The sequence below is a fragment of the Streptomyces sp. SCSIO 30461 genome, from assembly GCF_037023745.1.
Lineage (GTDB): Bacteria > Actinomycetota > Actinomycetes > Streptomycetales > Streptomycetaceae > Streptomyces.
Genome location: NZ_CP146101.1, coordinates 1,057,807 through 1,069,366 on the forward strand (window position 1 = coordinate 1,057,807; position 11,560 = coordinate 1,069,366).

Sequence of the window (11,560 nt, forward strand, 5' to 3'; positions counted from 1 at the left end):
CCAGGGGCCGGGGGAGGCCCCATACGCCTCGGCCCCAGGGGCCGGGGGAGGCCCCATACGCCTCGGCTCCAGGGGCCGGGGGAGGCCCCATACGCCTCGGCTCCAGGGGCCGGGGGAGGCCCCATACGCCTCGGCCCCAGGGGCCGGGGGAGACCCCGTACACCTGACGCCGCGCTCTGATCCACCGCGGACTACGGGACAGCCCTTACCCAGCCGGAAGGCCACGAGGTCAGTCGAACAGGTGAAGGACCTCACGCGGGTTAACGTCGCCCCATGCATGACCAGCACCAGTCTCCCGCCGGCCCCGAGCCTGCCGCCGCTCCCGAACTCTTCACCTGGGAGTTCGCCACCGACCCCTACCCGGCCTACGCCTGGCTGCGCGAGCATGCGCCGGTGCACAGGACCCGGCTGCCCAGCGGAGTCGAGGCCTGGCTGGTGACCCGGTACGCGGACGCTCGGCAGGCGCTCGCGGACCAGCGGCTCAGCAAGAACCCGGCGCATCATGACGAGCCCGCGCACGCCAAGGGGAAGACCGGGATCCCCGGAGAGCGCAAAGCGGAACTGATGACGCATCTGCTGAACATCGATCCGCCGGACCACACCCGGCTGCGCAGACTGGTCTCGAAGGCGTTCACTCCGCGCCGGGTGGCCGAGTTCGCCCCGCGCGTGCAGGAGCTGACGGACCGACTGATCGACGGGTTCGCGGAGCGCGGGAGCGCCGACCTGATCCACGAGTTCGCGTTTCCGCTGCCGATCTACGCCATCTGCGATCTGCTCGGTGTCCCACGCGAGGACCAGGACGACTTCCGGGACTGGGCGGGGATGATGATCCGGCACGGCGGCGGGCCGCGCGGCGGTGTCGCGCGTTCGGTCAAGAAGATGCGGGGCTATCTGGCCGAGCTGATCCACCGCAAGCGCGAGGCTCCCGGTGACGACCTCATCTCGGGGCTCATCAAGGCATCCGACCATGGGGAGCACCTCACCGAGAACGAGGCCGCCGCGATGGCCTTCATCCTTCTTTTCGCCGGGTTCGAGACGACCGTCAACCTCATCGGCAATGGTGTGTACGCGTTGCTGCGCCACCATGAGCAGCGTGCACGGCTCCAGGCCTCCCTCGCCGATGGGGACACCGCGCTGCTCGCCACCGGCGTCGAGGAACTCCTGCGCTTCGACGGTCCGGTGGAGCTCGCCACCTGGCGGTTCGCGACCGAGCCGCTGAGCATCGGAGGGCAGCGGATCGCGGCGGGGGACCCGGTGCTCGTCGTACTCGCCGCCGCCGACCGCGACCCGGACCGGTTCCCCGAGCCCGATGTGCTCGACCTGGCCAGGCGTGACAACCAGCACCTCGGGTACGGGCACGGCGTCCACTACTGCCTCGGCGCGCCCCTCGCACGACTGGAGGGGCAGACCGCGCTGGCGACCCTGCTGACGCGATTGCCCGACTTGCGACTTGCGGTGGATTCCTCGGATCTGCGTTGGCGTGGCGGTCTGATCATGCGCGGATTGCGTACTTTGCCCGTTGAGTTCACCCCGCCGGAAAGCTGACGTCTCGTCAGTAACGTGACTTTCACGTGATCTCCCCTGCATCGACTTGTGACACTCGTTCGGGTGCCGTTAGGTTCACCGTCAACTACCAGGGACCCCTGGGTTCCTTGTCGTCACACGAAAGGCCCCTGCATGCTCTCCGGGAATGGTCGACACCGGCGCCCTCGTCAGGCCCCCGCCCTCATCGTCGCGGCAGGGGTGACGGGATCGGCCATCGCCATCCCGCTGCTCGGTGCGGGTGCGGCCTCCGCCACCGACGCCGGCACCTGGGACCGGGTCGCGAACTGCGAGAGCGGAGGCGTGTGGAGTGCCGACTACGGCAACGGCTACTACGGGGGGCTTCAGCTCTCGCAGCAGGACTGGGAGCAGCACGGCGGTACGGCCTACGCGCCCAGGCCCGATCTGGCGAGCCGATCGCAGCAGATCGCGGTCGCGGAGAAGCTGCTGGCGGCGGAGGGCTCGGCGGCTTGGGAGAGCTGCGCCGTGGTCACCGGGCTCGTCATGACCGACACCGCGCCCGAGGTCGATCCGGGTGACCTGGACCGGACCTTGGGGTCCGGCGGTGAGGTGGACCCGCCGACGTTCGGCGATGGTGCGGACGCCGTCATTCCGGAGCCCGCGGCCCCGGACTCGGCCTCCGTGGATCCCGCCACGGGCTCGGACTCCGGCTCGCCCGACGCTTCCGCGGGGGCCTCGGAATCCGCGCAGTCCCCGTCGGGAGGCGTGCCCGATGGTGGCGGTGAGGGCGCGGACGGGTCCGCTGACTCCGCCCAGGGTGCGGGTGACGGCACCGGCAGGCATCGCGGCGAAGCCGCCGACGAAGGCGAAGTGGCCGAAGCAACCGAAGCAACCGAAGAAGACGAAGCAGGCGAGACGGGCAATTCGGGCGATGAGAGTGATTCCGGTCGTCATGCCTCGCGAGGTGACACATCGACACGGGACGGCGTCGGTGCGACGGGTGCGTACACCGTCCGTGCCGGTGACAGTCTCTCCTCGATTGCGGACGCTCATCAGGTGCCCGGCGGCTGGCCCGCCCTCTTCGACGGGAATCGCGAGGTCGTCGGGACCGACGCCGACCTCATCCTGCCCGGACAGAGCCTCGATCTCGGTTTGGAGCGGGAGTAGTTGGACTAGGCGGAGTAGGGATTGGGGTGCTTATGTCCTCTTCTGTGAAAGTGAGACATGAGTCTCTTCCGGTCAACTGGCCCCGGATGGCCGCTAAGTGGGGCCATCCACCCTCTCACCTGCGAAAACGGACATCAGGCGTCGTCAGGTATGGGTGATTTCTCCCCGATGTTCCTCCTTTGAACATCGGGGAGGCGTGTGTTTACGGTCTGACCGCTCGCCATCGCGGGCCCCGTCGACCGTCACGCCGAATCCTGCCGTCGGTCGAAGGGAACAACCGTCGCGTTCAAGCGCCGTAGGCAGGAGCGGGGGACCCAAGGTAAGTGCCGCGCCGGCCCGATGAGGGCTCGGAGCGGCTTGGGGTGAAGCCGCGCGACGCAAGACCGCGCGGCCGGGCAGCTCGCCTTCCGGTGCCGTCGGACACCCGATCCGACGGACGGATGGCACCCCATCGGCCCGAACCCGACAGCTCACCTCGCAGGCGTCGGTGAGGGGATCACTTCATGCTGCTTTCCGGCAAGGGCAAGCGTCGTCGCCCGTCCGTCCGCACCACCCGTATCGCCGCCTACGCCGCCGGTGTCACCGGTGCCGCCATCGCCGCGCCGCTCATGATCTCGGGGACCGCATCGGCGGCGACCGCCTCCGAGTGGGACGCCGTCGCCCAGTGCGAGTCCGGCGGCAACTGGTCGATCAACACCGGCAACGGCTACTACGGCGGCCTCCAGTTCTCGGCCTCCACGTGGGCCGCCTACGGCGGCACCGCCTTCGCCGCCACCGCCGACCAGGCCAGCAAGAGCGAGCAGATACAGATCGCCGAGAAGGTCCTGGCAGGTCAGGGCAAGGGTGCCTGGCCGAATTGCGGTGTGAACCTGTCCAGCACCCCGTACGGCGGTGGTACCGCCGAGGCTCCGAAGCCCGCCGCGAAGGAAGCCGCGAAGCCCGCAGCCCCTGAGCGCGCCGAGGCTCCGACCACCCGCTCCGAGCGTTCCGCCGCCCCTGTCAGGAAGGGTGACGGCGAGTACAAGGTGAAGCCCGGCGACACTCTCAGCAAGATCGCCGAGGCGGAGAAGGTCAAGGGCGGCTGGAAGAAGCTGTTCGAGCTCAACAAGGACATCATCGACAACGCCGATGTGATCCACCCCGGTCAGCTGCTGCACCTGAGCTGACCCGGTCGCGGCTGGACGGCCCGGCCGACAGAACCCCGGGGCCCTTCCGCTCAGGGCCCCCGCCCAGGGATCCCCCCACCGGGGGTGCCGCGAGGGAACACCTCCGCGGCATCCCCGCCCCCCAGGCAACCCCGGCCCGGCGCGCCTCACCCCCGCCGTCTCCGTGCGCTTCCCTTCCCCCGTAGCGCCGCGGATACGGGAGGTGCGCCCAGGGCCGGGGTTTCTGCTGGTTTCACACCCTTTTTCGTCCCACGGGTCGGGCCCCGGCCGAGCGTGGCCCCCGGTCCGGTTAGGCTCATGCCGCAAGGCCAAAGCGACCCTGCACCGACGCTGCGGCAGCGGCGTCACTCCTAGCGACACATCCCAGAAGGAGATGCTCGTGCCGTCCATCGACGTCGTCGTAGCCCGGGAAATCCTGGACTCCCGAGGCAACCCCACGGTCGAGGTCGAGGTCGGCCTCGACGATGGCAGCACCGGCCGTGCTGCCGTGCCCTCCGGTGCCTCCACCGGTGCGTTCGAGGCCATTGAGCTCCGTGACGGAGACCAGAACCGCTACATGGGCAAGGGCGTCGAGAAGGCCGTCCTCGCCGTGCTGGAGCAGATCGGCCCGGAGCTGGTCGGATACGACGCGACCGAGCAGCGCCTGATCGACCAGGCGATGTTCGACCTCGACGCAACCGACAACAAGGGATCGCTCGGCGCCAACGCCATTCTCGGCGTCTCGCTGGCCGTTGCGCACGCCGCCTCCGAGGCCTCCGACCTCCCGCTCTTCCGCTACCTGGGCGGCCCGAACGCGCACCTGCTGCCGGTGCCGATGATGAACATCCTGAACGGCGGCTCGCACGCCGACTCCAACGTGGACATCCAGGAGTTCATGATCGCCCCGATCGGCGCGGAGTCCTTCTCCGAGGCGCTGCGCTGGGGCACCGAGGTCTACCACACCCTGAAGAAGGTGCTGAAGGAGCGCGGTCTGTCCACCGGTCTCGGTGACGAGGGCGGCTTCGCCCCGAACCTGGACTCCAACCGCGAGGCACTCGACCTGATCATCGAGGCCATCAAGCAGGCCGGGTACGCGCCCGGCAGGGACGTCGCCCTCGCGCTCGACGTCGCCGCCTCCGAGTTCTACAAGGACGGCAAGTACCTCTTCGAGGGCAAGGAGCGCTCCGCCGCCGAGATGACCGAGTACTACGAGGAGCTCGTCTCCGCGTACCCGCTCGTGTCCATCGAGGACCCGCTGTTCGAGGACGACTGGGCGGGCTGGAAGGTGATCACCGACAAGCTCGGCACCAAGGTGCAGCTGGTCGGCGACGACCTGTTCGTCACCAACCCGGAGCGTCTCGCCCGGGGTATCGAGGAGGGCACCGCCAACGCCCTGCTGGTCAAGGTCAACCAGATCGGTTCGCTGACCGAGACCCTGGACGCAGTCGAGCTCGCCCAGCGCAACGGCTTCAAGTGCATGATGTCCCACCGCTCCGGTGAGACCGAGGACGTCACCATCGCCGACCTGGCTGTGGCCACCAACTGCGGCCAGATCAAGACGGGCGCGCCGGCCCGCTCGGAGCGCGTCGCCAAGTACAACCAGCTGCTGCGTATCGAGGAGATCCTCGACGACGCCGCGGTGTACGCCGGTCGCAGCGCCTTCCCGCGCTTCAAGGGCTGACGGTCCGAGAGCCGTCCGATGGCCGTCGGACGGCGGTCATCGGACGGGCCGCCGGCTCTGGCGCACGTCCGTTCCGCACGTCCCCGCACCCGGTCACGTACCGTGTGCGGGGACGTCGGCATGTACGGACCGCATCGAACGGGGAGGGGCACGCATGGCCCGGGACCGGGACCGGTTTTCCACCGCGACCCGGCTGCGGCTGCTCGGCGAGCAGACCGCCGCCCGGGTCTACCGCTCGCAGACCCGCCGCCAGGCACGCCGCTCCCGGCTCACCGGGCGCGCGGCCTTCCTCGCACTGGTGGTCTGCTCGATGATCGTCGCGCTCGCCTATCCGACGCGGCAGTACGTGTCGCAGCGCAACGAGATCGCCGAGCAGCAGCGGCTCGCCGACGAGGCCCGCGAGCGGGTGGAACGGCTGAGGGACGAGAAGGCGCGGCTCCAGGACGACGCTTACGTCAAGCGGCTGGCGCGCGAGCATCTGCACATGGTCATGCCGGGCGAGACCGGCTACACCATGATCGACCCCAGGGCGGGACAGCAACCGCGCGCGGAGGAGAACGGCGTCGGGCGACCCTGGTACTCGAACGTCTGGGACGACGTCGACCGCGCCGACACGGGACGCTAGTACGACAACCGACCACGACCGGCGACGCCAGTCGCACGAACAACGAAGAGCGAAGAGACAGACTCAGCCATGGACACGCCTCCGCCGCCCACCGAGCACACCCCGCCCACCGAGGCGGACATCGCCGCGTTCCGGGAGCAGCTCGGCCGCCCCCCGCGCGGTCTGCGCGCCATCGCGCACCGCTGCCCCTGCGGAAACCCCGACGTGGTCGAGACGGCCCCGCGGCTCGAGGACGGTACGCCGTTCCCGACGCTCTACTACCTGACCTGCCCGCGTGCGGCCTCGGCGATCGGCACGCTGGAGGCGAACGGCGTGATGAAGGGGATGTCGGAGCGTCTGGCCACCGATCCGGAGCTGGCCGCCGCGTACCGCGCCGCGCACGAGGACTACATCGCGCGCCGGGACGCCATCGAGGAACTGAAGGGCTTCCCCAGCGCGGGCGGTATGCCGGACCGGGTGAAGTGCCTGCATGTGCTGGTCGGGCACTCCCTGGCGGCCGGCCCCGGGGTGAACCCGCTCGGCGACGAGGCGATCGCCATGCTCCCCGAGTGGTGGGCGAAGGGCCCGTGCGTCACCCCGTGCGCGGAGAAGAGCGGCGACGAGGCCCCCGGGGAGTCCGCGTGACCCGCGTCGCCGCCGTCGACTGCGGCACCAACTCCATCCGGCTGCTCGTCGCCGACGCGGACCCGGAGACCGGCGACCTGGTCGAACTCGACCGTCGGATGACCATCGTGCGCCTGGGCCAGGGCGTCGACCGCACCGGACGGCTCGCTCCCGAGGCGCTGGAGCGCACCTTCGCCGCCTGCCGTGAGTACGCGGAGGTCATCAAGGCGCTGGGCGCGCACACGGTGCGCTTCATGGCCACCTCCGCCTCGCGTGACGCCGAGAACCGCGAGGACTTCGTACGCGGCGTCGTGGACATCCTCGGCGTTGAGCCGGAGGTGATCAGCGGTGACCAGGAGGCCGAGTTCTCCTTCGTCGGGGCCACCAGGGAACTGCCGGGCCACGAGGCGCGCCTGGTCGTGGACATCGGCGGCGGCTCGACCGAGTTCGTGGTCGGCCACGCCCATGTCGAGGCCGCCCGTTCCGTGGACATCGGCTGCGTACGGCTGACCGAACGCCATGTCCGCGAGGACCCCGTGGCGGCGGCCGAGGCCGCTGCCATACGCGCCGACGTCGAGGCGGCGCTGGACCTCGCCGAGCAGACGGTGCCGATCCGCGAGGCGCGGACGCTGGTGGGTCTGGCCGGCTCGGTCACCACCGTCGCGGCGATCGCGCTCGGGCTCAAGGAATACGACTCCGCGGCCGTCCACCACTCCCGGATCTCCCGCGCCCAGGTCGCCGAAGTGACCCGGTGGCTGCTCGCCGCCACCCACGACGAGCGCGCCGCGAATCCGGTGATCCACCCCGGGCGGGTGGATGTCATCACCGCGGGGGCGCTCGTCCTGTTGGCGATCATGGAGCGCACGGGCATGGACGAGGTCGTGGTGAGCGAACACGACATCCTGGACGGCATCGCGATCAGGGCCGCGGAAGAGGCCGAGGCCGACAAGCGGCGTTCTGAGCCGTCGAATCGCTGAACGACCGGGCTCCGGTCGGCCGACCGGAGCCCATCGCCGTGCCGGATTCAGATGTCGCGGTGGACCTCAGGCCGGTCGCCGACCTTGACGACGAGGACGCCGAGGACGCCGAGGACGCCGAGGACGCCGAGGACGCCGAGGACGCCGAGGACGCCGAGGACGACGAGGACGCCGCCCAGGACCTGACGGGCGAGCCGGTGGCTGCCCACCCGGACCCGGTGCAGGCCGGACGGCCCGGTGAGTTGCTCGACGTCGGCGTCCTTGCCGACGCGGTGAGTGGCGGGGATCCGCAGCCCGGCGGTCCGGTCGATGCCGCCCAGCCGCCGCCGGGCCGCTGTGTTGAAACGGCACGAGAAAAGCTTCGTGAAGTTCTTCACAAGGAATTGGCTCTACCCGACCGTAGAAAGTGCCCGTCAGTCGCCCTGTGGGCCTGTTTTTCTGCCCAACTGGGCGCGCCCGCCCGCGGTCCGGCATGTCGGCAAACCCGGTCGATCATGGAAGGGAAGGCTGCCTTCCATCCCGCCCGGAAGTCGTGGCCGCAGCTCAGAAGGGTCGGGTAACGGTCTGCGGTACCCGGGGGTTCCCCAACCCCGTCATGACCTCCGTCACGTGGGCCGCGGAGTGTAGCAGAGGGGCGATGGATGCTTGTGAAGGGGCTCACGAGCGACCCCATCACGGGGGGTGGATACTCGATGGCATGAGCACCACGGAGCGTCCCAGGATCCTCGTAGTAGGCGGTGGGTACGTAGGCCTGTACGCAGCTCGTCGCATTCTGAAGAAGATGCGGTACGGGGAGGCGACCGTCACGGTCGTCGACCCGCGGTCGTACATGACGTACCAGCCCTTCCTCCCCGAAGCCGCCGCCGGCAGCATCTCGCCGCGGCATGTCGTCGTCCCGCTGCGACGCGTGCTGCCCAAGGCCGAGGTACTCACCGGCCGGGTCACCACCATCGACCAGGACCGCAAGGTCGCCACGGTCTCGCCGCTCGTGGGCGAGGCCTACGAGCTGCCGTTCGACTACCTGGTCATCGCGCTCGGCGCGGTCTCCCGGACCTTCCCGATACCCGGGCTCGCGGAGCAGGGCATCGGTATGAAGGGCGTCGAGGAGGCCATAGGCCTGCGCAACCACGTCCTCGAGCAGCTCGACAAGGCCGACTCCACCACGGACGAGGACGTCCGCCGCAAGGCGTTGACGTTCGTCTTCGTGGGCGGCGGCTTCGCCGGTGCCGAGACCATCGGTGAGGTCGAGGACCTGGCCCGTGACGCGGTGAAGTACTACCGGAGCATCAAGCGCGAGGACATGCGCTTCATCCTGGTCGACGCCGCCGACAAGATCCTTCCCGAGGTCGGGCCCAAGCTCGGCAAGTACGGCAAGGAGCACCTTGAGAGCCGCGGTATCGAGATCTACCTCAACACCTCCATGGACTCCTGCGTCGACGGCCACGTGGTGCTGAAGAACGGCCTGGAGGCCGACTCCAACACCATCGTGTGGACGGCCGGTGTGAAGCCGAACCCGGCGCTGGCCCGCTTCGGCCTGCCGCTCGGCCCGCGCGGCCACGTGGACGCCGCGCCGACCCTCCAGGTGCAGGGCACGGACTACATCTGGGCCGCGGGCGACAACGCCCAGGTTCCGGACCTCGCCTCGCGGAAGGCCGGAGTCGAGAACGCCTGGTGCCCGCCGAACGCCCAGCACGCGCTGCGGCAGGCGAAGGTGCTCGGCGACAACGTCATCTCCGCTATGCGGGGCTTCCCGCAGAAGGAGTACAGCCACGCCAACAAGGGTGCGGTCGCCGGTCTCGGCCTGCACAAGGGCGTCGCGATGATCGTCATGGGCAAGATGCAGATCAAGCTCAAGGGCCGTCTCGCCTGGTACATGCACCGTGGCTACCACGGTCTGGCGATGCCGACCTGGAACCGCAAGATCCGGATCTTCGCCGACTGGACGCTCGCCATGTTCCTCAAGCGCGAGGTCGTCTCGCTGGGCGCCATCGAGACTCCTCGCGAGGAGTTCTACGAGGCCGCCAAGCCGGCCCCCGCTCCGGCCGCCGCCGCTGCCCCGGCGCCGCAGAAGGCCAAGGCGTCCTGACGTCCTGACACCTTCGGGCTGAACGTTTGCACGACCCCGAAGGGGCCGTCCGCCATCCGTGGTGCGGGCGGCCCCTTCGGCGTTCCCTCGGCTTCTCTCGCCGCCGATGGCCGAAATGCCGTCCATTTGCACGCTCAGGGGACTGCGCCAACACGCCGACGGTGTTTACGTGGTGTTGGGCATTTCCGGAAACCGCATCACGGAGGTGTGCGCCATGGCCGATGCCGCTCCGCGGCTCACCGCTCTTGCCGAGAACCTGCTGGGGGCGCCGCCCCCGGTCCGCATCCGTGCCTGGGACGGAAGCGAGGCAGGCCCGACCGATGCCCCTGTGCTCGTGCTCCGGCACCCGCGCGCCCTGCGCAGACTCATCTGGAAACCCGGCGAAATGGGCCTGGTCCGCGGTTGGGTGGCAGGCGAGATCGACATCGAAGGGGATCTGTACGAGGCACTCGACCGGCTGTCCGGGCTGGTCTGGGACCGCCCGGACCGGCTGCCGCGCGACACACGGCTGGCCGCCGCCGGCCGTGAGCTGTGGCGGCTGGCCGGGCCCAGGGCGTGGCTGCCGGTGCCCCCGCCCGCCGAGGAGGTGCGCCGGCGCAGCGGCCCGCTGCACACCAGAAGCCGCGACCGGCAGGCGATCAGCCACCACTACGACGTGGGCAACGACTTCTACGAGCAGGTGCTCGGCCCGTCGATGGTCTACTCGTGCGCCTACTGGCGCGACGGCGGCACCCTTGAGGAGGCGCAGCGGGACAAACTCGACCTGATCTGCCGCAAGCTGAGGCTGAGGGAAGGTCTGCGGCTGCTGGACGTGGGCTGCGGCTGGGGCTCGATGGCGATCCACGCGGCCAGGGAGCACGGAGTCGAGGTCACCGGAGTGACGCTCTCGCGGGAGCAGGCCGCGTACGCCCGCAAGCGGGTCGCCCAGGAGGGGCTGACCGACCGGGTCGAGATCCGCGTCCAGGACTACCGTGACGTCAAGGACGGCCCCTATGACGCGATCTCGTCGATCGGCATGGCCGAACATGTCGGCTCCGCCCTGTACCGGGAGTACGCGGATGTGCTGTACGGACTGCTGAAGCCCGGGGGGCGGCTGCTGAACCATCAGATCGCCCGCCGTCCCGAGAAGGACGCGAAGGGCGAAGCGGCATACCGAGTGGATGACTTCATCGATGCCTACGTCTTCCCTGACGGGGAGCTGGCACCGCTCGGCAGTACGCTGTCGATCCTGGAGGGGGCCGGTTTCGAGGCCCGGGACGTCGAGTCCATCCGCGAGCACTACACCCGCACCCTGCGGGTCTGGGTGGCCAATCTGGAGTCCGCCTGGCCGGACGCGGTACGGCTCACCTCGCCCGGCCGTGCCCGAATCTGGCGGCTGTACATGGCCGCGTCCGCGCTGGCGTTCGAGCACAACAAGATCGGGGTCAACCAGATCCTGGCGGTGCGGACCCCGGAGGGGGGAGCCGCCGGGCTTCCGCTGCGGGCCCGCGAGTGGACCGAGACCCCGGAGATTTCCTAGCGCCGGGTCAGGCAGGGTTTGCCCGTGAAGGAGCGGCGCCCGGTACATGGATCCCGGGCCCTTCAGGGGTCGGGGGTCTCCCCGGGCCCTCCGGGGCTGAGGGGGGCTTCTCGGGTTCTTCGGGGCCGAGGGGGTGGGGTCTCCAGCCGCCGGATCGCCCCTTCCTGGTGGCCCCTACTCGTTCGATCCGGCAACCCCGCGAGTCGCCGTCCTGGGGGAACCTCCCAGGCGAATCTCCGGGGGAGCCGCGACGG

10 protein-coding genes and 1 riboswitch are annotated in these 11,560 nt (G+C 69.9%); of the genes, 9 read left to right on the forward strand and 1 reads right to left on the reverse strand.

Annotated elements, in window-relative coordinates:
- Window positions 1–273: 273 nt before the first annotated feature.
- The 7 genes from V1460_RS04830 to V1460_RS04860 all read left to right on the forward strand — a co-directional run bounded on the left by V1460_RS04830 (window position 274) and on the right by V1460_RS04860 (window position 7,701).
- Window positions 274–1,545 (forward strand): cytochrome P450, encoded by a 1,272-nt coding sequence (locus V1460_RS04830; protein WP_338672338.1) that lies wholly within the window; start codon window positions 274–276, stop codon window positions 1,543–1,545.
- 198 nt (window positions 1,546–1,743) lie between these two features.
- Window positions 1,744–2,670, forward strand: coding sequence for a transglycosylase family protein (locus V1460_RS04835; protein ID WP_338672339.1), 927 nt, complete (start codon window positions 1,744–1,746; stop codon window positions 2,668–2,670).
- Window positions 2,671–2,951: 281 nt separating this feature from the next.
- A riboswitch (cyclic di-AMP (ydaO/yuaA leader) is annotated at window positions 2,952–3,169 on the forward strand.
- 4 nt (window positions 3,170–3,173) lie between these two features.
- Complete coding sequence (locus V1460_RS04840) at window positions 3,174–3,836, forward strand: transglycosylase family protein (RefSeq protein ID WP_338672340.1); 663 nt, start codon at window positions 3,174–3,176, stop codon at window positions 3,834–3,836.
- 373 nt (window positions 3,837–4,209) lie between these two features.
- Entirely contained in the window at window positions 4,210–5,496 is a 1,287-nt protein-coding gene (gene eno, locus V1460_RS04845) for a phosphopyruvate hydratase (RefSeq protein WP_338672341.1), read from the forward strand.
- 154 nt (window positions 5,497–5,650) lie between these two features.
- Window positions 5,651–6,121 carry a septum formation initiator family protein gene (locus V1460_RS04850; protein ID WP_338672342.1) on the forward strand — a complete coding sequence of 157 codons (471 nt, stop codon included), beginning with the start codon at window positions 5,651–5,653 and terminating at the stop codon, window positions 6,119–6,121.
- A gap of 69 nt (window positions 6,122–6,190) precedes the next feature.
- Window positions 6,191–6,745 carry a DUF501 domain-containing protein gene (locus V1460_RS04855; RefSeq protein ID WP_338672343.1) on the forward strand — a complete coding sequence of 185 codons (555 nt, stop codon included), beginning with the start codon at window positions 6,191–6,193 and terminating at the stop codon, window positions 6,743–6,745.
- Window positions 6,742–7,701, forward strand: coding sequence for a Ppx/GppA phosphatase family protein (locus V1460_RS04860; RefSeq protein ID WP_338672344.1), 960 nt, complete (start codon window positions 6,742–6,744; stop codon window positions 7,699–7,701). Before V1460_RS04855 ends, V1460_RS04860 begins: the two co-directional genes overlap by 4 nt.
- Before the next feature lie 47 nt (window positions 7,702–7,748).
- Here V1460_RS04860 and V1460_RS04865 read toward each other — a convergent pair whose 3' ends face one another.
- Entirely contained in the window at window positions 7,749–8,078 is a 330-nt protein-coding gene (locus V1460_RS04865; RefSeq protein WP_338672346.1) for a type II toxin-antitoxin system RelE/ParE family toxin, read from the reverse strand.
- Between the two features lie 320 nt (window positions 8,079–8,398).
- On the opposite strand from V1460_RS04865, the gene V1460_RS04870 reads away from it, so the two are divergent.
- On the forward strand, window positions 8,399–9,787 hold the full coding sequence (locus V1460_RS04870) for an NAD(P)/FAD-dependent oxidoreductase (RefSeq protein ID WP_338672348.1): 1,389 nt from the start codon (window positions 8,399–8,401) through the stop codon (window positions 9,785–9,787).
- A gap of 214 nt (window positions 9,788–10,001) precedes the next feature.
- Window positions 10,002–11,306 (forward strand): cyclopropane-fatty-acyl-phospholipid synthase family protein, encoded by a 1,305-nt coding sequence (locus V1460_RS04875; RefSeq protein WP_338677897.1) that lies wholly within the window; start codon window positions 10,002–10,004, stop codon window positions 11,304–11,306.
- Window positions 11,307–11,560 lie beyond the last annotated feature (254 nt).

Excerpts from the sequence above, each read along its gene's own strand:
- V1460_RS04830 (WP_338672338.1), top strand. The coding sequence starts at position 274 with ATGCATGACCAGCACCAGTCTCCCGCCGGCCCCGAGCCTGCCGCCGCT.
- V1460_RS04840 (WP_338672340.1), top strand. The coding sequence starts at position 3,174 with ATGCTGCTTTCCGGCAAGGGCAAGCGTCGTCGCCCGTCCGTCCGCACC.
- eno (WP_338672341.1), top strand. The coding sequence starts at position 4,210 with ATGCTCGTGCCGTCCATCGACGTCGTCGTAGCCCGGGAAATCCTGGAC.
- V1460_RS04850 (WP_338672342.1), top strand. The coding sequence starts at position 5,651 with ATGGCCCGGGACCGGGACCGGTTTTCCACCGCGACCCGGCTGCGGCTG.
- V1460_RS04855 (WP_338672343.1), top strand. The coding sequence starts at position 6,191 with ATGGACACGCCTCCGCCGCCCACCGAGCACACCCCGCCCACCGAGGCG.
- V1460_RS04870 (WP_338672348.1), top strand. The coding sequence starts at position 8,399 with ATGAGCACCACGGAGCGTCCCAGGATCCTCGTAGTAGGCGGTGGGTAC.
- V1460_RS04875 (WP_338677897.1), top strand. The coding sequence starts at position 10,002 with ATGGCCGATGCCGCTCCGCGGCTCACCGCTCTTGCCGAGAACCTGCTG.